Genomic DNA, 25,375 nt, shown 5'->3' on the forward strand with positions numbered 1-25,375 from the left:
GCTGCCGTACTAAATTACCCACAAGACGCAAGGAGACAACACGATGTCAGCTCAGCCCGACCAGGCTTTCGGCGCCGCCGCCAACGACGCGGACTCGCAGGAGACGCGCGAGTGGGTCGATGCCCTTTCGGCGGTGATCGCCAAGGAGGGCCGCGAGCGCGGTCACTACCTCCTGGAGCAACTGCTGGAGCAGGCGCGGCAGGAAGGCATCGACCTGCCTTTCTCCGCCACCACCGGCTACGTGAACACCATCGAGCCGCAGGACGAAGAGCGCTGTCCCGGCAACCTGGAAGTCGAGGAGCGGCTGCGCGCCTACATGCGCTGGAACGCCATGGCCATGGTGGTCAAGGCCAACCGCCTGCACCCGGAAGACGGCGGCGACCTGGGCGGCCACATCAGCTCGTTCGCGTCGCTGGCCACCATGTTCGGCGCCGGCTTCAACCACTTCTGGCACGGCGAGAACGAAGAGCGGGGCGGCGACTGCCTCTACATCCAGGGCCACAGCTCGCCCGGCATCTACGCCCGCGCCTTCCTGGAAGGCCGCATCAGCGAGGAGCAGCTGCTCAACTTCCGCCAGGAGGTCGATGGCAAGGGGCTCTCGAGCTATCCGCACCCCAAGCTGATGCCGGAGTTCTGGCAGTTCCCGACGGTGTCCATGGGACTGGGCCCGCTGATGGCGATCTACCAGGCGCGCTTCCTGAAGTACCTGCATGCCCGCGGCATCGCCAACACCGAGAACCGCAAGGTCTGGGCCTTCCTGGGCGACGGCGAGATGGACGAGGTGGAGTCGCTGGGCGCCATCGGCGTGGCGGCGCGCGAGAAGCTGGACAACCTGATCTTCGTCGTCAACTGCAACCTGCAGCGGCTGGACGGCCCGGTGCGCGGCAACGGCAAGATCATCCAGGAGCTCGAAGGCGAGTTCCGCGGCGCCGGCTGGAACGTGATCAAGCTGATCTGGGGCAGCTACTGGGACCCGCTGCTGGCGCGCGACAAGGAAGGCATCCTGCGCCAGATCATGATGGAGACGCTGGACGGCGACTACCAGGCCATGAAGGCCAATGACGGCGCTTTCGTGCGCAAGCAGTTCTTCGGCCGCCATCCCAAGGCGCTGGAGATGGTCGCCAAGATGAGCGACGAGGACATCTGGCGCCTCAATCGCGGCGGCCACGACCCGCAGAAGGTCTATGCGGCCTACCACAAGGCGGTCAACCACAAGGGCCAGCCCACGGTGCTGCTGATCAAGACCGTCAAGGGCTTCGGCATGGGCAAGGCCGGCGAAGGCCGCAACATCGCCCACCAGGCCAAGAAGCTGACCGACGAGGACATCCGCACCTTCCGCGACCGCTTCAACATCCCGATCCCGGACGAGAAGCTGGCCGAGATCCCGTTCTACAAGCCCGAGGAGCACACGCCGGAGATGCAGTACCTGCACCAGCGGCGCAAGGCCTTGGGCGGCTACCTGCCCAAGCGGCGCGCGAAGGCCGAGGAAAAGCTGAACGTCCCGGCGCTGGACGCCTTCAAGGCCGTGCTCGAGCCCACCGCGGAAGGCCGCGAGATCAGCACCACCCAGGCCTACGTTCGCTTCCTCACCGCGCTGCTGCGTGACAAGGAGCTCGGCCCGCGCGCGGTGCCCATCCTGGTGGACGAGGCGCGCACCTTCGGCATGGAAGGCCTGTTCCGCCAGATCGGCATCTACAACCCGGAAGGCCAGAAGTACACGCCGCAGGACCGCGACCAGGTCTCCTACTACAAGGAAGACCAGTCCGGGCAGATCCTTCAGGAGGGCATCAACGAAGCGGGCGGCATGGCCAGCTGGATCGCCGCGGCCACGTCGTATTCGACGAACAACCGCATCATGGTGCCGTTCTACATCTACTACTCGATGTTCGGCCTGCAGCGCGTGGGCGACCTGTGCTGGGCGGCGGGCGACATGCAGGCGCGCGGCTTCCTGCTGGGCGGCACGTCGGGCCGCACGACCCTGAACGGCGAAGGCCTGCAGCACGAGGACGGCCACAGCCACATCCTGGCGGGCACGATCCCGAACTGCGTGAGCTACGACCCGACCTTCGCGCACGAGCTCGCGGTCATCATGCAGGACGGCCTCAAGCGCATGGTGGAGAAGCAGGAGAACGTCTTCTACTACATCACCCTGCTGAACGAGAACTACCCGATGCCGGGCCTGGTGGCCGGCACCGAGGAGCAGATCGTCAAGGGCATGTACCTGTTCAAGCCGGGGGCCAAGAAGGCCAAGGCGCCCACCGTGAACCTGCTGGGCTCGGGCACCATCCTGCGCGAATCGATCGCGGCGCAGGAACTGCTGGAGAAGGAGTGGGGCGTGTCGGCCAACGTGTGGAGCTGCCCCAGCTTCAACGAGCTGGCCCGCGACGGCCAGGACTGCGACCGCTGGAACCTGCTGCATCCCACCGAGACGGCGCGCGTGCCGTTCGTGTCCAGGCAGCTGGAGCCGCATGCCGGCCCGGTGATCGCGTCGACCGACTACATGAAGGCCTACGCCGAGCAGATCCGCTCCTTCATGCCCAAGGGCCGCACCTTCCGCGTGCTGGGCACGGACGGCTTCGGCCGCAGCGACTTCCGCAGCAAGCTGCGCGAGCACTTCGAGGTGAACCGGCACTACGTGGTCGTCGCCGCGCTCAAGGCGCTGAGCGACGAGGGCGCGGTGCCCGCGGCCAAGGTGGCCGAAGCGATCCGCAAGTACGGGATCAAGGCCGACAAGATCAATCCGCTCTACGCCTGACCGCCGGCCGGCGGCTCACAAGAACAAACAGGAGAACAAGCCCATGGCATCGGTCGAAGTGAAGGTCCCCGACATCGGGGACTTCGATGAAGTCGCGGTCATCGAACTGCTGGTCAAGCCCGGCGACAAGATCCAGCCGGAGCAGTCGCTCGTCACCGTCGAGAGCGACAAGGCCTCGATGGAGATCCCCTCGTCCACCGGTGGGGTCGTCAAGGAGCTGAAGGTCAAGCTGGGCGACAAGGTGTCCGAGGGGTCGGTGCTGCTGATCGTCGAGAGCGAAGGCGCTGCGGCAGCGCCCGCGCCCGCAGCTGCGGCGCCCGCCAAGGCAGCGTCCGCGCCGGCCGCGGCGGCCCCTTCAGGCGCCGGAGCGCCCCCACCCCAGCCCTCCCCCGGTGGGGGAGGGAGCGTCGAGGTGCGCGTTCCGGACATCGGCGACTTCAAGGACGTCGCGGTGATCGAGGTCCTGGTCAAGCCGGGCGACACGGTCAAGCCGGAGCAGTCGCTCATCACCGTGGAATCGGACAAGGCTTCGATGGAGATCCCGTCGTCGTCGGCGGGCACCGTCAAGGAGCTCAAGGTCAAGCTGGGCGACAAGCTCAACATCGGGGACCTGATCGCGGTGCTGGAAGGGGCGGCCGGTGCGGCTGCGCCGTCTCCCGCTGCCGCCGCAGGCCCTGCGCCTTCTCCCGGCGCCGGCGCGCCCCCACCGCCGCCCGCAGCCGGCGGGGCAGGGAGCGAACGCACTTCACCGACCGCGGCGCTGCCTCCGCACCAGCCGACGGGGGCGCCGACCAACCTGCCGCATGCATCGCCTTCGGTGCGCAAGTTCGCGCGCGAACTCGGCGTGCCGCTGGAAGAGGTCAAGGGCACGGGGCCCAAGGGCCGCATCCTCCAGGAAGACGTCCAGAACTTCACCAAGGCGGTGATGAAGGGCGAGGCCAGCACGCGCGCCGCCGCCGGCAAGGCGCCTGCGGGCGCGGGCGGCGAGGCGCTGGGCCTCTTGCCCTGGCCCAAGGTGGACTTCGCCAAGTTCGGGCCGGTGGAGCGCAAGGACCTCTCGCGCATCAAGAAGATCAGCGGAGCCAACCTGCACCGCAACTGGGTGATGATCCCGCACGTCACCAACCACGACGATGCCGACATCACCGACCTGGAAGCCTTCCGCGTCCAGCTCAACAAGGAAAACGAGAAGAGCGGCGTGAAGGTCACCATGCTGGCCTTCCTCATCAAGGCCAGCGTCGCAGCCCTCAAGAAGTTCCCCGAGTTCAACAGCTCGCTCGACGGCGAGCAGCTGGTGCTGAAGAACTACTGGCACATCGGCTTCGCCGCCGACACGCCCAATGGCCTGGTCGTTCCCGTCGTCAGGGACGCCGACCGCAAGGGCGTGATGCAGATCAGCCAGGAGATGTCGGACCTTGCCAAGAAGGCGCGCGACGGCAAGCTGGGCCCGGCTGACATGACCGGCGCGACCTTCACGATCTCTTCGCTCGGGGGCATCGGAGGCCGTTACTTCACGCCGATCATCAATGCACCGGAAGTCGCTATCCTCGGCGTCTGCAGGAGCCAGACCGAACCGGTCTGGGACGGCAAGCAGTTCCAGCCGCGTCTGATGCTGCCGCTGTCCCTGTCGTGGGACCATCGTGTCATCGATGGGGCCTCGGCGGCCCGCTTCAACGCCTACCTGAGCGCCATCCTGGCGGACTTCCGCCGCGTGCTGCTCTGAGCAAAAAGAAAGAAACGTATTCCACATGACGACAGTCGTAGTAGTGAAGAAGGCCGGACAGATCGCCATTGCCGCTGACACCCTGGTGACATTCGGCGACACCATGCTCTCCAAGCGCTACGAGGACAACACCAAGATCTTCCGGGTCGATACCGACGGTGGTCCCAGCTATGTCGGCATGGCCGGCACCGTCGCCCACTTCCCGGTGCTGCGCAAGGCGATGGGGTCGATGCCGCGCGAGATCCTGCACCTCAACAGCAAGGACGAGGTGTTCGACACCTTCACCAAGCTGCACCCGTACCTGAAGGACAACTTCTTCCTGCAGACCAAGGAAGAGGATAGCGACCCGTACGAGTCCAGCCAGTTCAGCGTGGTGATCGCCAACGCCAGCGGCATCTACGGCCTGTACAGCTACCGCGAGGTGTTCGAGTTCAAGGAGTTCTGGGGCATAGGCTCCGGCCGCAGCTTCGCGCTGGGCGCCATGCACTCCATCTACGGCAAGGCGAAGACGGCGCGCGAAGTGGCCGAGGCCGGCATCACCGCGGGATGCGAGTTCGATCGCAACTCCGCGCTGCCGTTCGACGTCTTCACGGTCAAGACGAAGGAAGCCAAATGAGCACCGTCGAGGTCAAGGTTCCGGACATCGGCGACTTCAATGAAGTGGCCGTGATCGAGGTGCTGGTCAAGCCCGGCGACACCGTGAAGGCGGAGCAGTCGCTGGTCACCGTGGAGAGCGACAAGGCCTCGATGGAGATCCCGTCCTCGCATGCGGGGGTGGTCAAGGAGCTCAAGGTCAAGCTGGGGGACAAGGTGTCGGAAGGCTCGCTCCTGCTGGTGCTGGAGAGCGCCGGCGCCGCGGCCGCCAGCCCCGCTTCCCAGCCGGCCGCGACGCCACCCGCCACGCAGAAGCCGGCCGGCGCACCGGCGCCCGCGCCGGCCGCGGCGCCTGTCGCTTCCAGCTATGCCGGCGGTGCCGACCTCGAATGCGACATGCTGGTCCTGGGCGCAGGCCCCGGCGGCTACTCCGCCGCCTTCCGCGCCGCCGACCTGGGCATGAAGGTGGTGCTGGTCGAGCGCTACGCCACGCTGGGCGGCGTCTGCCTGAACGTCGGCTGCATCCCGTCCAAGGCGCTGCTGCACGTGGCGGCGGTGATGGACGAGGTGAGCCACTTCGACTCGCTGGGCATCAGCTACGGCAAGCCGCAGATCGACCTGGACAAGCTGCGCGCCCACAAGGGCAAGGTGGTGGGCAAGCTCACCGGCGGCCTGTCGGCGATGGCCAAGATGCGCAAGGTGACGGTGGTGCGCGGCTACGGCCGCTTCGTCGATCCGCACCACGTCGAAGTCGAGGAAACCACCGGCGAAGGCCAGCAGGCCACCGGCAAGAAGCAGACCGTCAAGTTCCGCAACGCCATCATCGCCGCCGGCTCGCAGGCCGTGCGGCTGCCGTTCATGCCCAAGGATCCGCGCGTGGTCGATTCCACCGGCGCGCTGGACCTGGCCAAGGTGCCCAAGCGCATGCTCGTCCTGGGCGGCGGCATCATCGGCCTGGAGATGGGCACGGTCTACTCGACGCTGGGGACGCGCCTGGATGTCGTCGAGATGCTCGATGGCCTGATGCAGGGCGCCGACCGCGACCTGGTGCGCGTGTGGCAGAAGCTGAACGCGCCACGCTTCGACAATGTCATGCTCAAGACCAAGACCGTCGGCGCGGAAGCAACCAAGGACGGCATCCTGGTCCGCTTCGAGGGCGAGCAGGCGCCCAAGGAGCCGCAGCTGTACGACCTCGTGCTGCAGGCCGTGGGCCGCAGCCCCAACGGCGCCAAGATCGGGGCCGACAAGGCCGGCGTCATCGTCGGCGAGCGCGGTTTCATCCCGGTGGACATCCAGATGCGCACCAACGTGCCGCACATCTTCGCCATCGGCGACGTCGTGGGCCAGCCGATGCTGGCGCACAAGGCGGTGCACGAGGCCCACGTCGCGGCCGAAGCCTCGGCCGGCGAAAAGAGCACCTTCAACGCGCGCGTGATCCCGAGCGTGGCCTACACCGATCCCGAGGTGGCCTGGGTGGGCCTCACCGAGGACCAGGCCAAGGCCGAGGGCATCGCGATCAAGAAGGGGCACTTCCCCTGGACGGCCTCCGGCCGCGCGATCGCCAACACGCGCGACGAGGGCTTCACCAAGCTGCTGTTCGATGCGCAGACCCATCGCATCCTGGGCGGCGGCATCGTGGGTACCCATGCGGGCGACCTGATCAGCGAGGTGGCCCTGGCCATCGAGATGGGCGCCGACGAAGTGGACATCGGCAAGACCATCCATCCGCACCCGACGCTGGGCGAGAGCGTGGGCATGGCCGCAGAAATCGCGCACGGCACCTGCACCGACGTTCCGCCGGCCAGGCGCTAGCCGCGCGGCGTTTCAGGGAGTGGTGGAAGCGGTGGCGGGCGCAGCTTGCTGCTGCCCCACCAGCACGCGGCGGGCGCCGTCGAAGCGGCGCTGCCAGTAGCCGGCGTTCATGTCCTCCACCCGCACCTGCGCTCCCGGCTTGGGCGAGTGGATGAACTTGCCTTCGCCGACGTAGATGCCCACGTGGCTGAAGGCGCGGCGCAGGGTGTTGAAGAACACCAGGTCGCCCGGTTGCAGGTCGCGCTTGTCGATCGCCTGGGTGGCCGCCGCCTGCTCGTTGGCCCGGCGCGGCAGCACCAGGCCGAGCGTCTGCTCGTAGATGGCGCGCACGAAGCCGCTGCAGTCGAAGCCGGTCTCGGCCGAATTGCCGCCTCGGCGGTAGGGCACGCCCAGGAAGCCCACGGCGGTGACGACCAGCTCGGAGGTGGTGTCGGTGATGCGCTCGCGGACCTGGCCGAGCTTCTGCAGGAAGCTGCTCTCCGCCACCAAGCGGCCGATGTCGTCTTCCGCGGTGGCGGGCTGCGCCTGCGCCGGCAGGGCGCAGGCCATGGTCAGACCGATACTGATGAGCCACCTCGTCATGTCGTGCAGGGTAAGCAGCGGGACACAAGAAGTCAAGCGAGGTTTTGACTGTAACGTCTTGATGCTGAAGCGGAATCGGGATGATCCGATCGAGCCAGACTGGCCCGGCACCAAGTTCCTGGAAGGATTCGGAAGGATGAGTTCCAAAGCATTGAGTTTCGTTGGGTGGCGCAGGGCAGCGGCCCTGCTCCTGGGCGGCGCCTGCGCGATGGGCACGGCGCTGGCACAACCCAGGGCCGAGCCAGTGGCCTCGGGCCTCGCGCATCCCTGGGCGGTGGCCTTCATCGATGGCGGCCGCTACCTGGTCACCGAGCGCGGCGGCCGCATGCGGGTGGTGGAAGCCGACGGCAAGGTCGGGCCGGCGATCGCGGGGGTGCCGCGGGTCGAGGTGGGCGGGCAGGGCGGCCTGCTCGACCTGGTGCTGGACTCCGCCTTCGCATCCAACCGCACGGTCTATTTCTGCTTCTCCGAACCCGGTGACGGCGGCAATTCCACCGCGCTGGCCAAGGCCCGGCTCGCAGCCGACCGCTCGCGCCTGGAAGACGTGAAGGTGATCTTCAGCCAGCAGCCCAAGGTGTCCAGCCGGATGCACTTCGGCTGCCGCATCGTGGAGGCGCGCGACGGCACGTTGTTCCTGGTCCTGGGCGACCGCTATTCGCGCATGCAGGACGCGCAGCGCCTGGACAGCCACATCGGCAAGGTGGTGCGCCTCACCAAGGACGGGGCCGCGGCCGCCGGCAACCCGTTCGCCGGCCGCTCCGGCGCGTTGCCGGAGATCTGGAGCTACGGCCACCGCAACGCGCAGGGCGCCGTCCTGGCGCCCGACGGCAAGCTGTGGCTGCACGAGCACGGCCCGCAGGGCGGCGACGAGATCAACCTGCCAGAGCCCGGGCGCAACTACGGCTGGCCCGTGATCACCTACGGCGAGAACTACGGCGGCGGAAAGATCGGCGAGGGCATCACCGCGCGCCAGGGCATGGAGCAGCCCCTCCACCACTGGGTTCCTTCCATTGCGCCGTCCGGCATGGCCTTCCTCGGCAGCGACCGCTACGGTGCCGCATGGCGGGGCAACCTGTTCCTGGGCTCGCTGAAGTTCAGTTATCTCGCGCGGCTGGAAGTCGCCGACGGCAAGGTGCTTCGCGAGCACCGGATGCTGGAAGGCGTGGGCCGGGTGCGCGACGTGCGGCAGGGGCCCGACGGGCTGCTGTACCTGCTCACCGACAGCCCGGACGGCAAGCTGCTGCGCGTGACGCCCTGAGGCGCGAGGCGCGGCGCGTCAGGGCTTGACCAGCCCCTTGCGCACCGCGTAGCGCGTGAGGCTGGCGATGTCGTTGAGCTTGAGGCGCTCCATGATGCGCGCACGATGCACGTCCACCGTCTTGGACGACAGGCCGAGGTCGAACGCGATCTCCTTGGACGCCTTGCCCTGGGCGATCAGCTTGAGGATCTCCAGCTGCCGGTCGGTCAGCTCGTCGCTGGCGGTGGGTTCGGACGGCTGCAGCAGGCGCTGGGCGATCACCGGGCTGAAGTAGGTGCCGGTGGCCATCACGCTGCGGATGGACTGCTCCAGCTCGAACGGCGGCGCGTCCTTCATCAGGTAGCCGCAGGCGCCGCTTGACACGGCGCGCTTGACGAAGTCGACCGTGTCGTACATCGACAGGACCAGCACGCGCACCTGGGGCTGGCGGGCGTGGATCTCGGCGATGGCGGCGATGCCATCCATCTCGGGCATGGAGATGTCGGTCATCACGACGTCGGGACGCAGCGACTCGACCAGGTGGACCAGCTCGCGGCCATTGCGGGCCTCGGCCACCACTTCCACGCCGTCGATCATGGTCAGCAGCGCCTTGATGCCCGAGCGCACCAGGTCGTGGTCGTCCGCCAGCACGACCCGGGTGGTCGCAGCGGCAACGGAGTTCTTCATCTTGTCCTCTTGGTCCATCAAAGCATGGCCCGTATGGCCACGCCGGCGCCGGGGCGGGTGCGGATGAGCAATCGACCGCCGGCCAGTTCGGTGCGTTCCATCATGCCGTACAGGCCGACATTGCGCTCGCTCGGGGTTCCCGTGAGCAGCGCCTGCTTGTCGAAACCCACGCCGTCGTCCACCACCAGCAGGCCGATGCGGTCGTTCGGCAGGAACCGCACGCGCACCTTCATGCGCGCCGCCCTGGCGTGGCGCACGGTGTTCGTCAGGGCTTCCTGGACCAGCCGGACCACCACGGACGCGTTCTCGCCCAGTGTCCGGGGCTCCTCGCCGCGGGCGGTGACCTCGAAGGCCAGCCCGGCCGGCTCGGCGATGCGCTGCACGGCCGACTGCACCGCGGGCACCAGGCCCAGCAGGTCCAGCTGGGCCGGCCGCAGTGAGAACGACAGCGTCTTGACCTGCTCGATGGCCGCCTGGGCCATGTCCATGGCCGTGCCGGTGTACTTGCGGGCGGCGTCCGGGTCGGCCGAGCGGCGGGCGGCGTGCAGGTGGATGACCATGCCGGTGAGGGTCTGCCCCAGGTGGTCGTGCAGCTCGCGCGAGATCAGGGTGCGCTCGCGCTCCTGGGCCACCACCAGCCGGGCCGACAGCTTCTTCAGGCGCCGGTAGGCCGCCTCCAGCTCGAGCGCCATGCGCTCCTGTTCGGCCGCGCGGCGGCGCTCGGCCATCACGCGTTCGATGATCTGCGGCAGCGTGCCCAGCTTGTCCTTGGTGACGTAGTCCTTGGCCCCGCAGCGCAGCACGTGCACCGCGGCTTCCTCGCCGATCGCCCGCGTCACCACCACCAGCGGGGTGGCGGAGCGGCGCGCCATCAGGATCTGCAGCGCCGCGTACGGCGAGAACCGCGGCATGTTGAAGTCGCACAGGATGGCGTCGTAGTGCTCGCGCAGTGCCTGGGCGAAGGCGGTGGCGTCGTCGACGCGGCACAGCTCGTAGCGCCGCCGCGGGTCGGCGCGCTCCAGCGCGAGGCCCATCAGCTCGACGTCGTCCGGGTTGTCCTCGACGCACAGCAACCGCACGGGCGCGGGGTCGGCGAGGGCGGAAGCTTCCATGGATGAGCAGGGCGGGAGGGCGGCAAAGTTTAAGCGCCGCCCCCTGTCATCAGGGCGTCACCAGAACCCTCAACAGTAAGCAAATTCCTTAGCGGTTTCCCCACATCGTCCTAGAGGGCCCAGCGCCTGCCCATCCATAGTCGGCTGCGGGGGCGCAAGGGGACCGAAGGGCACGGGGAGACGAAGGCAGTGGAAGCAAGGACACGGGCAGGCAACGCAGGCCGGCAGACGGGGGGCAACCGGGCAACCGGCGGCGCCGCGATGCCGGCCGGCTGGGTGTCGGTCCGCGTGCGTGCGATCGAGCCCTGGGCGCTGGTGGCGCTGTCTTTCGCCATGGCCGCGACGGCCATCTTCCTGTGGCCCGGCCTGCCGGTCTCCTGGGCGCTGGCCCTGGTGCCGTTGCTGGCGGCCCGCTGGGCGCAATCCGGCCCGGGCCGCCACCAGTCCGAACTCGCGCTGCGCGGCACCCTGGTCGTCGCCGGGGTCTTGCTCCTCCAGCTCCACCAGCCCGCCGATGCCGGCGCCGCGACCCTGCTGACCCAGGCCTGGCTGGGCGCCGCCTGCGCCACCTACGCCTTCCTGCTGAGGGCCCGCTGGGCCTGCGGCGTCACGGTGTTCGCGTTCCTCGTCCTGGGGACGGTACGCCTGCTCCATGCCGGCGAATCGCCGCAGGCCATGCCCCTGTTCACGGATGCGCTGGCGCTTGTCCTTCCCGCGCTGCTGGCCGCCGTGCCGGGCGCGGCGCTGCGCCGGGCCGACGCCCGACGCGAGTGCGGACGGATCGATCCCGCCAGCGGCCTGTGCAGCCTCGAGGGCCTGCGCGCCTATGGCGAGGATGTCCTGGCGCGCTGCCGCCATCGCGGCCAGCCGGTCACGCTGGCAGTGTTCGACTGCAGCGACCTCCTGGAGGTGCGCCACATCTACGGCCCTCCCGTCGCCCGCCGGCTGGCGCTGCGCGTCACGCAGGTGCTGTCGCAGGTGGCCGGCGAGCGCGGCCTGGCCGCCCGCACCGGCGTGGCGGAATTCGCCGTGCTGCTGCCCGGCCTGGACCGCGAGCGCGCCCTGCGCGCCATCCAGCAGGTGCTGGGTTCGCCCTCGCGCGTGGAGTACGAATCGGGCGGTAGCGAGATCGTGCTGGTGCCCGACCTCATGCTCGTGCAGGCCGGCCACGACGACGACATCGCCAGCCTGCATGGCGCGGCCAGCCGCCGGCTGGTCCGCGACCGCGAGGTCGAGGCACGCCGCCACCGCTACCTGCGGGCCGAGCGCGAAAGGCATTCGCGCCCGATGAGCGTGCCCGGCCACGACGCCATGAGTGCCCGGGAGCGCGCGCTGGCGCCCACCGCGCCGATGCCGCTGACCGCTGCGCGCTGAACTTGCGCGGCGGGATAATCGGGCGCCCTGAAGGACCGCCCGAATGCTGCTGCAAGCCGAAGAATCGCAACTGGTGCTGGTGGACTACCAGCAGCGCCTGATGCCCGCCATCCACGAAGCCCCCGCCGTGCTCGCCAACGCGCTGCGGCTGGCCCGGGCGGCGCGACTGCTGGACGTGCCCTGCTGGGGCACCGAGCAGAACCCGCAGGGCCTGGGCCCGCTCGACGACTCGCTCCGGCCACTGATCGACCATGTGCTGCCCAAGATGACGTTCGGGGCGGCCGAACAGCTGATGCCCCGGCTGCGGCCTCCGGCGCGCGCGCCCCAGGGCAATGCCCGCAGCCTCCCCAGGCACCTGCAGAAAGCCGTCCCCGCGCCCGAGGAAGAGCGCGCGAGCCTGGTGCTGGCCGGCTGCGAGGCGCACGTGTGCCTGCTGCAGACCGCGCTGGAGCTGCTGGACCAGGAGTTCGAGGTCTGGGTGGTCACCGACGCCTGCGGCTCCCGGACCGAACGCAACCGCGATGCGGCGTTCGACCGGCTGGCGGGCGCCGGCTGCGAACTGGTGACCACCGAGATGGTCGTGTTCGAGTGGCTTCGCAGCGCCGAGCATCCGCAGTTCAAGGAGGCGCTGGCGCTGGTGAAGTAGCCGCCGCGTCAGCCTGCGGAAAGCCCGCGGTCCACAATGGCGCGGCACCACAGCGAGCAGGAGACAAGGATGGGCTACGCCGAGTTCTACCGCCGGTCGATCGATGCGCCGGATGCCTTCTGGGTCGAGCAGGCCCGCCTCATCGACTGGCACGAGCCGCCGCGGCGCATCTGCGACGACAGCCGGCCGCCCTTCACGCGCTGGTTCGTCGGCGGCACCACCAACCTGTGCCACAACGCCGTCGACCGCCACCTGCGGGACCGGCCCGACCAGCCCGCGCTGATCTGGGTGTCCACCGAGACGGACGGCGAGCGCGTCTACAGCTTCCGTGAGCTGCATGCGGAGGTGAACCGCACCGCCGCCATGCTCAAGTCGCTGGGTGTGGGCAAGGGCGACCGGGTCCTGATCTACATGCCGATGATTCCCGAAGCCGCGTTCGCCATGCTGGCCTGCGCGCGCATCGGCGCCATCCACTCCGTGGTGTTCGGCGGATTCGCCTCGGTGTCGCTGGCCTCGCGCATCGAGGACGCCGAGCCCAAGGCGATCGTCAGCGCCGACGGCGGCTCGCGCGCCGGCAAGGTGATTGCGTACAAGCCGTTGCTGGACGAGGCGATCCGCCTGTCCAGGTACAAGCCGCAGGCGGTGCTGCTGGCCGACCGCGGGCTGGCCCCCATGGAACGCGTGGCGGGCCGCGACCACGACTGGGCGCCCCTGCGCGAGAAGCACCTGGACGCCCAGGTGCCGTGCGAGTGGCTCCAGTCCACGGACGTCAGCTACACCATCTACACCAGCGGCACCACCGGCCGGCCCAAGGGCGTGCAGCGCGACGTCGGCGGCTACGCGGTGGCGCTGGCGGCCAGCATGGAGCTGATCTTCCAGGGGCGCGCCGGCGAGACCTACTTCTCGACCAGCGACATCGGCTGGGTGGTGGGCCACAGCTACATCGTCTACGGTCCGCTGATCGCGGGCATGTCGACCATCATGTACGAGGGCCTGCCGATCCGGCCGGACGCCGGCATCTGGTGGCAGCTGGTGGAGAAGTACAAGGTCACCGTGATGTTCAGCGCGCCCACCGCGGTGCGGGTGCTGAAGAAACAGGACCCGGCGTTCCTGAAGAAGTACGACCTGTCCAGCCTGCGCGGGCTGTTCCTGGCCGGCGAGCCGCTGGACGAGCCCACCGCCCGCTGGATCGGCGACGGCCTGGGCGTTCCCATCGTCGACAACTACTGGCAGACCGAGAGCGGCTGGCCCATCCTGACCATCGCCAACGGCGTCGAGCCGAAGCCGGCCAAGCTCGGCAGCCCGGGCGTGCCGATGTACGGCTACAAGGTGAAGATCCTGCACGAGTCCACTGGCGAGGAGCTGGTCCGCCCCAACGAGAAGGGCGTGGTCGTCATCGAGGGGCCGACCCCGCCGGGCTTCATGCAGACCGTCTGGCGCGACGACGAGCGCTTCGTGCGCACCTACTGGGAGAGCATCCCCGGCAAGCAGGTCTACAGCACCTTCGACTGGGGCATCCGCGACGAGGACGGCTACTTCTACATCCTCGGCCGCACCGACGACGTGATCAACGTGGCCGGCCACCGGCTGGGCACGCGCGAGATCGAGGAGAGCATCTCCAGCCACCCCGGCGTGGCCGAGGTGGCGGTGGTCGGCGTGGCCGACCCGATGAAGGGCCAGGTGGCCATGGCCTTCGCGATCCCCAAGGACTCGGCCGTGCTCGGCGATGCGGCCGCCGCGCTCAAGCTCGAGGGGGACGTCATGAAGGTGGTCGACCAGCAGCTCGGCGCCGTGGCCCGGCCTTCGCGCGTGCGGTTCGTCAGCCTGCTGCCCAAGACCCGCAGCGGCAAACTGCTGCGCCGGGCCATCCAGGCCGTCTGCGAAGGGCGCGACCCGGGCGACCTGACCACCATCGAGGACCCTTCAGCGCTGCAGCAGATCAAAGACCTTTTCAACCCATGATCCGCTCCCTCTCCCCCTCGGGGGAGAGGGTCGGGGTGAGGGGGCTCGTGAGGACCGCCGCAGGCCGGTGGTTGCGTGAGCGGTTCTGCCACGAACGTGGCAGAATCGCGGCGCAACCACCGGCCTTCCAGCCCCACAGTCGCATCCGCCAACCGGTTCAGCCGTGTCGCGGAAGGTTTCCTCAACCAGCTGACGCTCCCTCCAGGGGGGCAGAAAGTAGCGAAAGATGAGCGATCAGAGCTCCGTCTATTCGGCCTATCGCGGCAACTCCTACCTGTTCGGCGGCAACGCGCCGTACGTCGAGGAGATGTACGAGAACTACCTGGCCAATCCCACGAGCGTTCCCGAGAACTGGCGCGATTACTTCGACGCCCTGCAGCACGTGCCCGCCGTCGACGGCAGCAATGCCAAGGACGTGCCGCACATGCCGGTGATCAACGCGTTCGCCGAGCGCGCCAAGCAGGGCGGCACCCGCGTGGTGGTGGCCGGCGGCGCCGACTCCGAACTGGCACGCAAGCGCACCGCCGTCCAGCAGCTGATCGCCGCCTACCGCAACGTGGGCTGCCGCTGGGCCGACCTGGACCCGCTCAAGCGCACCGAGCGCGAGAACATCCCCGAGCTGGAAGCTTCGTTCTACGGCTTCACCGCCGCCGACCAGGAAGCGGTGTTCAACACCAGCAACACCTTCTTCGGCAAGGACAGCATGTCCCTGCGGGAGCTGACCAACGCGCTGCGCGAGACCTACTGCGGCTCCATCGGCGCCGAGTACATGTACATCAGCGACCAGGGCCGCAAGCGCTGGTGGCAGCAGAAGCTCGAGTCGATCCGCTCCAAGGCCAGCTTCCCGGCCGAGAAGAAGAAGCACATCCTCGACCGCCTGACCGCCGCCGAGGGCCTGGAGCGCTTCCTGCACACCAAGTACGTCGGCCAGAAGCGCTTCTCGCTGGAAGGCGGCGAGAGCTTCATCGCCTCGATGGACGAGCTGATCCAGCAGGCCGGCGCCAAGGGCGTGCAGGAGATCGTGATCGGCATGGCCCACCGCGGCCGCCTGAACGTGCTGGTCAACACCCTGGGCAAGATGCCGGCCGACCTGTTCGCCGAGTTCGAGCACACGGCCAAGGAAGACCTGCCCGCCGGTGACGTCAAGTACCACCAGGGCTTCTCGTCGGACGTCAGCACGCCCGGCGGCCCGGTGCACCTCTCGCTGGCCTTCAACCCCTCGCACCTGGAGATCGTCAACCCGGTGGTCGAGGGCTCGGTGCGCGCCCGCATGGACCGCCGCGCCGACCCCAAGGGCAAGCAGGTGCTGCCGGTGCTGGTGCACGGCGACGCCGCCTTTGCCGGCCAGGGCGTGGTGCAGGAGACGCTGGCGCTGGCCGAGACGCGCGGCTACTTCACCGGCGGCACGGTGCACATCGTCATCAACAACCAGATCGGCTTCACCACGTCGGACCCGCGCGATGCGCGCTCCACGCTGTACTGCACCGACATCGTGAAGATGATCGAGGCGCCGGTGCTGCACGTGAACGGCGACGACCCCGAGGCGGTGGTGCTGGCCACCCAGCTGGCGCTGGAGTACCGCATGGAGTTCGCCAAGGACGTGGTGGTGGACATCATCTGCTTTCGCAAGCTGGGCCACAACGAGCAGGACACGCCGTCCCTCACCCAGCCGCTGATGTACAAGAAGATCGCGGCCCACCCCGGCACCCGCCGCCTGTACGCCGACAAGCTGTCGGCCCAGGGCATGGGCGAGACGCTGGGCGACGACATGGTCAAGGCCTACCGCGCCGCCATGGACGCGGGCAAGCACACGGTCGACCCGGTGCTGACCAACTTCAAGAGCAAGTACGCCGTCGACTGGAACCCGTACCTGGGCAAGAAGTGGACGGACTCGGCCGACACGGCGCTTCCCACCGCCGAGTGGCGCCGCCTGGCCGAGCGCATCACCACGGTGCCCGACAACTTCACCGTCCACCCGCTGGTGCGCAAGGTGCTGGAAGACCGGGCCGCCATGGGCCGCGGCGACGTCAACATCGACTGGGGCATGGGCGAGCACATGGCCTTCGCCTCGCTGGTGGCCAGCGGCTACCCGGTGCGCCTGTCGGGCGAGGACGTGGGCCGGGGCACCTTCACCCACCGCCACGCCGTCCTGCACGACCAGAACCGCGAGAAGTGGAACGAAGGCACCTACATCCCGCTGCAGAACGTGGCCGAGAACCAGGCCCCGTTCACCTGCATCGACTCCATCCTGTCCGAGGAGGCGGTGCTGGGCTTCGAGTACGGCTACGCGTCCAACGACCCGCACACGCTGGTGATCTGGGAAGGCCAGTTCGGCGACTTCGTCAACGGCGCGCAGGTGGTCATCGACCAGTTCATCGCCTCGGGCGAGGTCAAGTGGGGCCGGGTCAACGGCATCACGCTGATGCTGCCGCACGGCTACGAGGGCCAGGGCCCCGAGCACAGCTCGGCTCGCCTGGAGCGCTTCATGCAACTGTCGGCCGACACCAACATGCAGGTGGTGCAGCCCACCACCGCCAGCCAGATCTTCCACCTGCTGCGCCGCCAGATGGTGCGCGGGCTGCGCAAGCCGCTGGTGATCATGACGCCCAAGTCGCTGCTGCGGAACAAGGACGCCACCTCGCCGCTGTCCGAGTTCGTCAAGGGCGGCTTCCAGACGGTGATCCCCGAGAACAAGGACCTGAAGGCCGAGAAGGTCAAGCGCATCATCATGTGCTCGGGCAAGGTCTACTACGACCTGGCCAAGAAGCGCGAGGAGAAGGGCGCGGACGACACCGCCATCCTGCGGGTGGAGCAGCTCTACCCGTTCCCGCACAAGGTGTTCGCGGCGGAGCTGCGCAAGTACCCCAACGTCACCGACCTCGTGTGGTGCCAGGACGAGCCGCAGAACCAGGGCGCCTGGTTCTTCATCCAGCACAACATCCACGAGAACATGCAGGAAGGCCAGAAGCTCGGCTATGCCGGCCGGGCCGCGTCGGCCTCGCCCGCGGTGGGCTACGCGCACCTGCACCAGGAGCAGCAGAAGGCCCTGGTGGACGCCGCGTTCGCCAAGCTCAAGGGCTTCGTGCTGACGAAATAGGCCGCCCACGCCGTCATCCTCGCGAAGGCGGGATCCAGCGCTCCCATGACCGGCCGCAAAGGCGGACGCACTGGATTCCCGCCTCCGCGGGGATGACGGGGCCCTCACACAGACAAGAACCTCCAGGAAAAGAACATGGCGATCGTTGAAGTCAAGGTGCCGCAGCTCTCCGAATCCGTGGCCGAGGCCACGCTGCTGCAATGGAAGAAGAAGCCCGGCGAGGCCGTGGCGCAGGACGAGATCCTGATCGAGATCGAGACCGACAAGGTGGTGCTCGAGGTGCCGGCGCCCAGCGCCGGCGTGCTGGCCGAGATCGTGGTGGCCGATGGTGGCACCGTGGTGGCCGAGCAGCTGATCGCGAAGATCGACAGCGAAGCCCGCGCGTCCGCCGCGGCACCTGCGGCCGCACCGGCGGCCACGGCATCGGCCCCCGCACCGGCCGCTGCCGCCGCGGCCCCCGCCGGCGGCGCCAAGTCGGACATCGCGATGCCCGCCGCCGCCAAGCTGATGGCGGACAACCAGCTGGCCGCGGGCTCCGTGCCCGGCACCGGCCGCGACGGCCGCGTCACCAAGGGCGACGTGCTGCAGGCCGTCGCCGGCGGCACGGCCAAGGCCGCCGTGGCGGCGCCCGTGCCCGCCGCCCGCCCGCCCGCGCCCGCGCTGCAGCAGGTCGCCGCTCCGGGGGCCAAGGAGCTGGGCGAGCGTCCCGAGCAGCGCGTGCCCATGAGCCGCCTGCGCGCGCGCGTGGCCGAGCGCCTGCTGCAGTCGCAGTCGACCAACGCCATCCTGACCACCTTCAACGAGGTCAACATGGCCCCGGTGATGGAGATGCGCAAGCGCTTCCAGGAGAAGTTCGAGAAGGAGCACGGCGTCAAGATCGGCTTCATGTCCTTCTTCGTGAAGGCGGCGGTGCACGCGCTCAAGAAGTACCCGGTGATCAACGCCAGCGTCGACGGCAACGACATCGTCTACCACGGCTACTTCGACATCGGCATCGCGGTGGGCTCGCCGCGCGGCCTGGTGGTGCCGATCCTGCGCAATGCCGACCAGATGTCGTTCGCCGACATCGAGAAGAAGATCGCCGAGTTCGGCGCCAAGGCGCGCGACGGCAAGCTGGGCATCGAGGAGATGACCGGCGGGACGTTCTCCATCTCCAACGGCGGCGTGTTCGGCTCCATGCTCTCCACGCCCATCATCAACCCGCCGCAATCGGCCATCCTGGGCGTGCACGCCACCAAGGACCGCCCGGTGGTGGAGAACGGGCAGGTCGTGGTCCGCCCGATCAACTACCTGGCCATGAGCTACGACCACCGCATCATCGACGGCCGCGAGGCGGTGCTGGGCCTGGTGGCCATGAAGGAAGCGCTGGAAGATCCCGCGCGGCTCCTGTTCGACATCTGACGGGAGCAGCCATGAGCAAGCAATTCGACGTCGTGGTCATCGGCGGGGGGCCCGGCGGCTACATCGCGGCCATCCGCGCCGCCCAGCTGGGCCTTTCCGCGGCCTGCATCGACGAGTGGAAGACCCAGGACGGCAAGCCCGCGCCCGGCGGCACCTGCACCAACGTGGGCTGCATCCCGTCCAAGGCGTTGCTGCAGTCGTCCGAGCACTTCGAGCACGCCGGCAAGCACTTCGGCGACCACGGCATCCAGGTCTCGGGCCTGGGACTGGACCTGGCGAAGATGCTGGGCCGCAAGAACGCCGTCGTGAAGCAGAACAACGAAGGCATCCTGTACCTGTTCAAGAAGAACAAGGTCAGCTTCTTCCACGGCCGCGGGTCTTTCGTGAAGGGCGATGGGTCCGGCTACGAGATCAAGGTCAGCGGCGCCTCCGAGGAGACGATCACCGGCAAGCACGTGATCGTGGCCACCGGCTCCAACCCGCGGGCTCTGCCCGGCGCCGCGTTCGACGAGGAGAACATCCTGTCCAACGACGGCGCGCTGCGCATCCCGCAGGTCCCGAAGAAGCTGGGCCTGATCGGCTCCGGCGTCATCGGCCTGGAGATGGGCTCGGTGTGGCGCCGCCTCGGCTCGGAGGTCACCGTCCTCGAAGCGCTGCCCACCTTCCTGGGCGCGGTGGACGAGCAGATCGCCAAGGAGGCGCACAAGGCCTTCACCAAGCAGGGCCTGAAGATCGAGCTGGGCGTGAAGGTCGGCGAGGTCAAGAACAACGGCGCCAAGGGCGTCAGCATCGCCTGGACCGATGCCAAGGGCGGGGCGCAGACGCTGCAGGTGGACAAGCTGATTGTCTCGATCGGCCGCGTGCCCAACACCGTCGGCCTGAACCCCGAGGCCGTGGGTCTCAAGCTCGACGAGCGCGGGGCGATCGTGGTGGACGACGACTGCCGCACCAGCCTGCCCAACGTGTGGGCCATCGGCGACGTGGTGCGCGGCCCGATGCTGGCGCACAAGGCGGAGGAGGAGGGCGTGGCCGTGGCCGAGCGCATCGTCGGCCAGCACGGGCACGTCAACTTCAACACCATCCCCTGGGTGATCTACACCAGCCCGGAGATCGCCTGGGTGGGCCAGACCGAGCAGCAGCTCAAGGCCGCCGGTGTCAAGTACAAGGCCGGAACCTTCCCGTTCATGGCCAACGGCCGCGCGCGGGCGCTGGGCGACACGACCGGCATGGTCAAGTTCCTGGCCCATGCCGAGAGCGACGAGATCCTGGGCGTGCACATCGTGGGCCCCATGGCCAGCGAGCTGATCTCCGAGGCCGTGGTGGCCATGGAGTTCCGTGCCAGCGCCGAGGACATCGCCCGCATCTGCCACGCGCACCCGTCGCTGTCCGAGGCCACGAAGGAAGCGGCGCTCGCAGTCGACAAGCGCACGCTCAACTTCTAGTCCATGGCCCCCACGCTCCCCCACTTCGTGTGGCTCGCTGCCCCCCGAGGGGGCCCAGCCGCCTTGGGGCGGCCCTGCGGCGGCTGATGCCTTCGGTCCGGGAGGCCTACGAGGCCGAGCTGGCCACGCGGGGTTACGAGAGCGACCCCGCGCAGTTGCGCGCCGTCGAGGCCCTGGACCGGTGCGCGCGGGACTGGGCGGAGTTCAAGGAGCAGCGCTCCAACGTCTTCAAGAAGCTGATCAACCGACCGGAGGTTCCGCGCGGCGTCTACATGTGGGGCGGCGTGGGGCGCGGCAAGAGCTTCCTGATGGACTGCTTCTACAACGCGGTCCCGCTGCGGCGGAAGACGCGGCTGCACTTCCACGAGTTCATGCGCGAGGTGCACCGCGAGCTCGCCGAGCTGCAGGGGACGGTCAACCCGCTGGACGCGCTGGGCGAGCGCATCGCCAAGCGCTTCCGCCTGATCTGCTTCGACGAGTTCCACGTCGCCGACATCACCGACGCGATGATCCTGCACCGGCTGCTGCAGGCCCTCTTCGACAACGGCGTGGGGTTCGTCACCACCTCCAACTTCCGGCCGGACGACCTGTACCCGAACGGCCTGCACCGCGACCGCATCCTGCCGGCCATCGCGCTGCTCAACGAGAAGCTGGAAGTGGTCAACGTGGACCACGGCATCGACTACCGCCGGCGCACCCTGGAGCACCTGAAGCTGTACCACACGCCGCTGGGGCCGCAGGCCGACGCGGAGATGGACCGGGCCTTCGGCGAGCTGGCCGAGGCCCACGACGAGGACCCGGTGCTGCACATCGAGCAGCGCGAGATCCGCGCCCGCCGCAAGGCCGGCGGCGTGGTGTGGTTCGACTTCCGCACGCTGTGCGGCGGGCCGCGCTCGCAGAACGACTACCTGGAGATCGCCACCCAGTTCCACACCGTGCTGCTGTCCGGCGTGCCGTACATGCCGGTGAACATGGCGTCCGAGGCGCGCCGCTTCACCTGGCTGGTCGACGTGCTGTACGACCGCCGGGTCAAGCTGATCCTGTCCGCCGCCGTGCCGCCCGAGGCGTTGTACACGGAGGGTCCGCTGGCCCACGAATTCCCCCGCACCGTGTCGCGCCTGAACGAGATGCAGTCGGCCGAATTCCTGGCGCTCGAACACCGGACCGTGGACACTCGCCTCACATGAAACGCATCGCCTTCCTCCTCGCCACCGCCTGCGCGGCCCTGCCGGGCGGGGCCCAGCAGCCGGCCGACGACGCGGCCGAACGCGCGCGCATTTCGGCGGGGCGTCGCCAGGCCGAGGCCGAGTTCGAGGAGGCGCACAAGGCCTGCTACCGCAAGTTCGCGGTCAACGACTGCATCGGCGAAGCCAAGGTGCGGCGGCGCGAGGTGCTGGCGCAGCTGCGGCGCCAGGAGCTGGCGCTCAACGAGGTGGAGCGCCAGCGCAAGTCGGAAGAGCGGTTGCGCGACCTCGCGCAGCGGGAGGCCGAGCAGCGTGAGCGCACCGCCACGCCCCCGGCGGCTCCGGCTTCGGCCGCACAGGAGCAGGGTGGCCGCGAGGCTGCGCAGGCGGCGTCGCCTGCCTCGCGTCCCGCTTCTGCGGCAGCTCCGGCGCGCGCTGCCCGCGCACCGCGCACGCCCAACACGCCGCCCCAGCCGGACACGCAGGCCAACCAGCGCCGCCACGACCAGCGGGTGCAGCAGGCGCAGGAACACAAGGCCAGGATCGAGAAGAAGGCGGCCGAGTCCACCAGGAAGGATGTGCGGCCGCTGCCCGTGCCGCCCTGAGCCCGCGCGGCGCGGGCGCCTGGCTCAGCCCTCGAGCGGCTCGAGCTTGACGATCACCAGCGACAGGTTGTCGCCGCCCCCGCGGCCCCGTGAGCGCGCCTTCTCGATCAGGAACTCGCTGGCCTCGCGCGGGGACAGCGAGGACAGCACCGAACCCAGCTCGTTCGGGCTGAAGTAGTGCCACACGCCGTCGCTGCAGGCCATCAGCGAGTCGCCGGGGCGCAGCTGCGCCACGTGGTGCAGCGTGGCCGGCGGGTCCTCCTCGGCGCCCAGGCACCCCATGAGGATGTTGGACTGCGGGTGCACGTTGGCCTCTTCCTCGGTGAGCTGCCCGGCGTCCACCAGGGTCTGCACGTAGGAATGGTCGAGCGTGCGCTTGACCATGTTGCTGCCGTGGAAGTGGTAGATGCGCGAATCGCCGGCATGCACCCAGTGGCAGTCGCCGGCCGGGTTGATCAGGAAAGCGGCGATCGTGCTGTGCGGCTCCTGCTCGGCGGCGATGGCGGTGAGCTTGATGACCAGGTGCGCCTCCTGGGCCACCTGCTTGAGGAGGACGCCGGCGTCGTCGTGGTCGGGCGAGTAGCGCTCGAACAGTTGCCGGGCCGTGAGCATGACCTGGTCCGACGCCTTGCGGCCGCCGCTGCGGCCGCCCATGCCGTCGGCCACCACCGCCAGCACGCAACCGCTGACGCGGGGGTGGGCGATGAGGCAGACCTGGTCCTGCTGGTACTCGCGGTCACCCCGGTGGATGCCCGTCGCTGCGGTGAGTCGGTAGCCTTTGCCCATGCTGGAGAGGGATGCGCGCGTCGGCGGGCCGCGCGCGATAATTGACTGCGGAGCCCTATTATCGTGTGAACCCGCGCCAGCTCCTCCGCGGAGAAGGCAACCATCGAACGTGGAATCCAACCTGCATTCGCCCGAGCGGCGCCTGATCGAGTTGCGCATCGAGCATGCCGACCTCGACGCCCTGATCGACGCGGCGGCGCAGGAGCAGCCCCTGGACGAACTCATGTTGCGCCGCCTCAAGAAGCGCCGGCTGGCGCTGCGCGACCTGATCGCCCAGCTCGAGCTGGCCCTGGACCCCAAGGAACCTGCCTGAACCCGCCCCGATGACGTTGACTGAAGCGGTCCGCCGCGCCTTCGAGGCCGACGGCGCGTTGCCGCGCGCGGCCGACGCTTTCCGCCCCCGCGCCGCCCAGACCGACATGGCGCTGGCCGTCGCCCGCACCATCGAGGAGGGCGGCGCGCTGGTGGTCGAGGCCGGCACGGGCGTGGGCAAGACCTTCTCCTACCTGGTGCCGGCGCTGCTTTCGGGCGAGCGCGTGCTCCTGTCCACCGCCACCAAGACGCTGCAGGACCAGCTGTTCGGCCGCGACCTGCCGCGCCTGGTCGAGGCGCTCGGCCTGCCGGTGCGTACCGCGCTGCTCAAGGGCCGCGGCAGCTACCTGTGCCTGCACCGCCTGGACATCGCCCGGCGCGACCCGGGCGCCACCGATCGCAGCGCCGCGCTGGCCCTCGCGAAGGTCGAGCAATGGGCCCAGGCCACGCGAAGCGGCGATCTCGCCGAGCTGCCCGGCCTGGACGAACGCTCGCCGGTGATCCCGCTGGTGACGTCCACGCGCGACAACTGCCTGGGCGCGCAGTGCCCGAAGTTCCGCGAGTGCCATGTGAACCGCGCCCGGCGGGACGCTCTCGCCGCCGACGTGGTGGTGGTCAACCACCACCTGTTCTTCGCCGACCTGGCGGTGCGCGAGTCGGGCATGGCCGAACTGCTGCCCACCGTGAAGGTGGCGGTGTTCGACGAGGCCCACCAGCTCAATGAAACCGGCGTGCAGTTCCTGGGCGCCCAGCTGGGCACCGGCCAGCTGCTGGACTTCACGCGCGACCTGCTGGCCGCCGGCCTGCAGCTTGCCCGCGGCCTCGCGCCCTGGCAGGAGGTGGCGGCCGCTCTGGACCGCTCGGCGCGCGAGCTGCGGCTGGTGGTCGGGCGCACCACGGCTGGCAACCGGCTGCGCTGGAGCGGGCCGGCCCCCGAAGGCGTGCCGCAGGACGACTGGCTGGATGCCCTGGAGGACGTGCAGGCCGCCTGCGAGACGGCGATGAAGGCGCTGGCGACCGTGAGCGAGATCGCACCCGACTTCGTGCGCCTGCACGAGCGCGCGGCCACGCTGGCCGAGCGCAGCGCCCGCTTCCTGGCCGCGGCCGCGCCCGACGCCGTGCGCTGGCTCGACGTGGGGCCGCAGCTGCGCCTGGTGGAGTCGCCGCTGGACATCGCGCAGGCGGTGCGCACCCGGCTGCTCAAGGCCGCGCCTGTGCCGGAGCAAGGCGAGGTCGGGCAGGGCGACGAGCCTTCTGCCCCCGGCGGTCGCGCCTGGATCTTCACCTCGGCCACGCTGGGCGACGACGCGCGGCTGCGCTGGTTCACCGAGCCCTGCGGGCTCGACGATGCGCAGGTGCTGCGGGTCGGCAGCCCGTTCGACTATCCCGAGCAGGCCGCGCTGTACCTGCCGCGCGACCTGCCCAAGCCCAACGATCCCGGCCACAGCCTGGCGGTGGCTCGGCTGGCGGCGCAGGCGGCCCAGCGCCTGGGCGGCCGCACCATGGTGCTGACCACCACGCTGCGCGCGCTGCGCGGCATCGGCGAAGAGCTGCAGCGGCGCTTCCAGGGCTCGATGGCGCTGGAGGTGCTGGTGCAGGGCCAGTGGCCCAAGCGCCGCCTGATCGAGCGCTTTCGCGAAGGCGCCGGGCCGGGCCGGCCGGGCTGCCTGCTGGTGGCGTCGGCCTCGTTCTGGGAAGGCGTGGACGTGCCGGGCGACGCGCTCGAGCTGGTGGTGATCGACAAGCTGCCTTTCCCGCCGCCGGGCGATCCGCTGGTGGAGGCCCGTTCGCAGCGGCTGCAGGCCCAGGGCCGCAACCCGTTCAACGACTACTTCGTGCCCGAGGCAGCGGTGGCGCTCAAGCAGGGCGCGGGGCGGCTGATCCGCAGCGAGTCCGACCGCGGCGTGCTGGTGGTGTGCGACACCCGCCTGGCGCAGATGGGCTACGGGCGCCGCCTGCTGGCCGCGCTGCCGCCGATGCGGCGGCTGTCGTCGCAGGAGGATTTCGAAGAAGCGCTCGAGGCGCTGGCCAGCGCGCGGGATTCAGCCGCGGCGGCCTGAGGGC

19 protein-coding genes are annotated in these 25,375 nt (G+C 69.4%); 15 read left to right on the plus strand and 4 right to left on the minus strand.

What is annotated here, in order from left to right; all coding sequences use genetic code 11:
- The first annotated feature begins 43 nt into the window (after positions 1 to 43).
- From aceE to lpdA (ASG30_RS11245), 4 genes are read left to right on the plus strand one after another with little or no spacing between them, the layout of a single operon-like run.
- A complete protein-coding gene (aceE, locus tag ASG30_RS11230; RefSeq protein WP_055896050.1) occupies positions 44 to 2,755 on the plus strand; it encodes a pyruvate dehydrogenase (acetyl-transferring), homodimeric type in 2,712 nt (903 codons plus the stop codon).
- 43 nt (positions 2,756 to 2,798) lie between these two features.
- Positions 2,799 to 4,478 (plus strand): dihydrolipoyllysine-residue acetyltransferase, encoded by a 1,680-nt coding sequence (gene aceF, locus ASG30_RS11235; RefSeq protein ID WP_055896053.1) that lies wholly within the window; start codon positions 2,799 to 2,801, stop codon positions 4,476 to 4,478.
- 25 nt (positions 4,479 to 4,503) lie between these two features.
- On the plus strand, positions 4,504 to 5,094 hold the full coding sequence (locus tag ASG30_RS11240; protein ID WP_055896055.1) for an MFS transporter: 591 nt from the start codon (positions 4,504 to 4,506) through the stop codon (positions 5,092 to 5,094).
- The gene (gene lpdA / locus ASG30_RS11245) at positions 5,091 to 6,884 is read left to right on the plus strand and encodes a dihydrolipoyl dehydrogenase (protein ID WP_055896058.1); all 1,794 of its coding nucleotides are present in this window, start codon (positions 5,091 to 5,093) and stop codon (positions 6,882 to 6,884) included. Before ASG30_RS11240 ends, lpdA (ASG30_RS11245) begins: the two co-directional genes overlap by 4 nt.
- Positions 6,885 to 6,896: 12 nt before the next feature.
- Here lpdA (ASG30_RS11245) and ASG30_RS11250 read toward each other — a convergent pair whose 3' ends face one another.
- On the minus strand, positions 6,897 to 7,466 hold the full coding sequence (locus tag ASG30_RS11250; RefSeq protein WP_055896061.1) for a C40 family peptidase: 570 nt from the start codon (positions 7,464 to 7,466) through the stop codon (positions 6,897 to 6,899).
- 208 nt (positions 7,467 to 7,674) lie between these two features.
- Here ASG30_RS11250 and ASG30_RS11255 point away from each other — a divergent pair, with 208 nt between their 5' ends.
- Positions 7,675 to 8,724, plus strand: a complete 1,050-nt coding sequence (locus ASG30_RS11255; protein ID WP_235579795.1) for a PQQ-dependent sugar dehydrogenase — start codon at positions 7,675 to 7,677, stop codon at positions 8,722 to 8,724.
- A gap of 18 nt (positions 8,725 to 8,742) precedes the next feature.
- Here the strand turns inward: ASG30_RS11255 and ASG30_RS11260 are convergent, their stop codons facing one another.
- Together ASG30_RS11260 and ASG30_RS11265 are read right to left on the minus strand one after the other, a co-directional pair.
- Complete coding sequence (locus tag ASG30_RS11260; protein ID WP_055897469.1) at positions 8,743 to 9,390, minus strand: response regulator transcription factor; 648 nt, start codon at positions 9,388 to 9,390, stop codon at positions 8,743 to 8,745.
- A 17-nt stretch (positions 9,391 to 9,407) separates the two neighbouring features.
- Positions 9,408 to 10,502, minus strand: coding sequence for an ATP-binding response regulator (locus tag ASG30_RS11265; protein WP_055896062.1), 1,095 nt, complete (start codon positions 10,500 to 10,502; stop codon positions 9,408 to 9,410).
- A gap of 261 nt (positions 10,503 to 10,763) precedes the next feature.
- Here ASG30_RS11265 and ASG30_RS11270 point away from each other — a divergent pair, with 261 nt between their 5' ends.
- The 8 genes from ASG30_RS11270 (at position 10,764) to ASG30_RS11305 (ending at position 22,213) form a co-directional block, all read left to right on the plus strand.
- A complete protein-coding gene (locus ASG30_RS11270; protein ID WP_055896065.1) occupies positions 10,764 to 11,876 on the plus strand; it encodes a GGDEF domain-containing protein in 1,113 nt (370 codons plus the stop codon).
- Between the two features lie 43 nt (positions 11,877 to 11,919).
- Positions 11,920 to 12,522 carry an isochorismatase family protein gene (locus ASG30_RS11275; protein WP_055896068.1) on the plus strand — a complete coding sequence of 201 codons (603 nt, stop codon included), beginning with the start codon at positions 11,920 to 11,922 and terminating at the stop codon, positions 12,520 to 12,522.
- 69 nt (positions 12,523 to 12,591) lie between these two features.
- Positions 12,592 to 14,484: a propionate--CoA ligase gene (locus tag ASG30_RS11280; protein ID WP_055896071.1), complete on the plus strand. Its 1,893-nt coding sequence runs from the start codon at positions 12,592 to 12,594 to the stop codon at positions 14,482 to 14,484.
- 226 nt (positions 14,485 to 14,710) lie between these two features.
- A complete protein-coding gene (locus ASG30_RS11285) occupies positions 14,711 to 17,581 on the plus strand; it encodes a 2-oxoglutarate dehydrogenase E1 component (protein ID WP_055896073.1) in 2,871 nt (956 codons plus the stop codon).
- Positions 17,582 to 17,716: 135 nt separating this feature from the next.
- The gene (gene odhB, locus ASG30_RS11290) at positions 17,717 to 18,982 is read left to right on the plus strand and encodes a 2-oxoglutarate dehydrogenase complex dihydrolipoyllysine-residue succinyltransferase (RefSeq protein ID WP_055896076.1); all 1,266 of its coding nucleotides are present in this window, start codon (positions 17,717 to 17,719) and stop codon (positions 18,980 to 18,982) included.
- Between the two features lie 11 nt (positions 18,983 to 18,993).
- Entirely contained in the window at positions 18,994 to 20,424 is a 1,431-nt protein-coding gene (gene lpdA, locus ASG30_RS11295) for a dihydrolipoyl dehydrogenase (protein ID WP_055896078.1), read from the plus strand.
- A gap of 86 nt (positions 20,425 to 20,510) precedes the next feature.
- On the plus strand, positions 20,511 to 21,611 hold the full coding sequence (gene zapE / locus ASG30_RS11300) for a cell division protein ZapE (protein WP_055896082.1): 1,101 nt from the start codon (positions 20,511 to 20,513) through the stop codon (positions 21,609 to 21,611).
- The gene (locus ASG30_RS11305) at positions 21,608 to 22,213 is read left to right on the plus strand and encodes a hypothetical protein (RefSeq protein ID WP_055896085.1); all 606 of its coding nucleotides are present in this window, start codon (positions 21,608 to 21,610) and stop codon (positions 22,211 to 22,213) included. The genes zapE and ASG30_RS11305 overlap by 4 nt, the downstream gene beginning before the upstream one ends.
- A 24-nt stretch (positions 22,214 to 22,237) precedes the next feature.
- Here the strand turns inward: ASG30_RS11305 and ASG30_RS11310 are convergent, their stop codons facing one another.
- Positions 22,238 to 22,999: a PP2C family protein-serine/threonine phosphatase gene (locus tag ASG30_RS11310; protein WP_055896088.1), complete on the minus strand. Its 762-nt coding sequence runs from the start codon at positions 22,997 to 22,999 to the stop codon at positions 22,238 to 22,240.
- A gap of 109 nt (positions 23,000 to 23,108) precedes the next feature.
- Between ASG30_RS11310 and ASG30_RS11315 the strand changes: the two genes are divergently transcribed.
- Positions 23,109 to 23,312 (plus strand): YdcH family protein, encoded by a 204-nt coding sequence (locus ASG30_RS11315; RefSeq protein WP_055896094.1) that lies wholly within the window; start codon positions 23,109 to 23,111, stop codon positions 23,310 to 23,312.
- A 10-nt stretch (positions 23,313 to 23,322) separates the two neighbouring features.
- Positions 23,323 to 25,371: an ATP-dependent DNA helicase gene (locus ASG30_RS11320; protein ID WP_055896097.1), complete on the plus strand. Its 2,049-nt coding sequence runs from the start codon at positions 23,323 to 23,325 to the stop codon at positions 25,369 to 25,371.
- Positions 25,372 to 25,375: the final 4 nt, after the last annotated feature.

Origin of the sequence: Ramlibacter sp. Leaf400 (genome assembly GCF_001424545.1) — a bacterium.
Lineage (GTDB): Bacteria > Pseudomonadota > Gammaproteobacteria > Burkholderiales > Burkholderiaceae_C > Ramlibacter.

Coding starts and splice junctions, on each gene's coding strand:
- ASG30_RS11250 (WP_055896061.1), bottom strand. CDS start 7,466: ATGACGAGGTGGCTCATCAGTATCGGTCTGACCATGGCCTGCGCCCTG.
- ASG30_RS11280 (WP_055896071.1), top strand. CDS start 12,592: ATGGGCTACGCCGAGTTCTACCGCCGGTCGATCGATGCGCCGGATGCC.
- zapE (WP_055896082.1), top strand. CDS start 20,511: ATGCCTTCGGTCCGGGAGGCCTACGAGGCCGAGCTGGCCACGCGGGGT.
- ASG30_RS11305 (WP_055896085.1), top strand. CDS start 21,608: ATGAAACGCATCGCCTTCCTCCTCGCCACCGCCTGCGCGGCCCTGCCG.
- ASG30_RS11255 (WP_235579795.1), top strand. CDS start 7,675: ATGGGCACGGCGCTGGCACAACCCAGGGCCGAGCCAGTGGCCTCGGGC.
- ASG30_RS11285 (WP_055896073.1), top strand. CDS start 14,711: ATGAGCGATCAGAGCTCCGTCTATTCGGCCTATCGCGGCAACTCCTAC.
- aceF (WP_055896053.1), top strand. CDS start 2,799: ATGGCATCGGTCGAAGTGAAGGTCCCCGACATCGGGGACTTCGATGAA.
- lpdA (WP_055896078.1), top strand. CDS start 18,994: ATGAGCAAGCAATTCGACGTCGTGGTCATCGGCGGGGGGCCCGGCGGC.
- ASG30_RS11240 (WP_055896055.1), top strand. CDS start 4,504: ATGACGACAGTCGTAGTAGTGAAGAAGGCCGGACAGATCGCCATTGCC.
- lpdA (WP_055896058.1), top strand. CDS start 5,091: ATGAGCACCGTCGAGGTCAAGGTTCCGGACATCGGCGACTTCAATGAA.
- ASG30_RS11320 (WP_055896097.1), top strand. CDS start 23,323: ATGACGTTGACTGAAGCGGTCCGCCGCGCCTTCGAGGCCGACGGCGCG.
- ASG30_RS11260 (WP_055897469.1), bottom strand. CDS start 9,390: ATGAAGAACTCCGTTGCCGCTGCGACCACCCGGGTCGTGCTGGCGGAC.
- ASG30_RS11265 (WP_055896062.1), bottom strand. CDS start 10,502: ATGGAAGCTTCCGCCCTCGCCGACCCCGCGCCCGTGCGGTTGCTGTGC.
- ASG30_RS11275 (WP_055896068.1), top strand. CDS start 11,920: ATGCTGCTGCAAGCCGAAGAATCGCAACTGGTGCTGGTGGACTACCAG.
- ASG30_RS11310 (WP_055896088.1), bottom strand. CDS start 22,999: ATGGGCAAAGGCTACCGACTCACCGCAGCGACGGGCATCCACCGGGGT.
- aceE (WP_055896050.1), top strand. CDS start 44: ATGTCAGCTCAGCCCGACCAGGCTTTCGGCGCCGCCGCCAACGACGCG.
- ASG30_RS11270 (WP_055896065.1), top strand. CDS start 10,764: ATGCCGGCCGGCTGGGTGTCGGTCCGCGTGCGTGCGATCGAGCCCTGG.
- odhB (WP_055896076.1), top strand. CDS start 17,717: ATGGCGATCGTTGAAGTCAAGGTGCCGCAGCTCTCCGAATCCGTGGCC.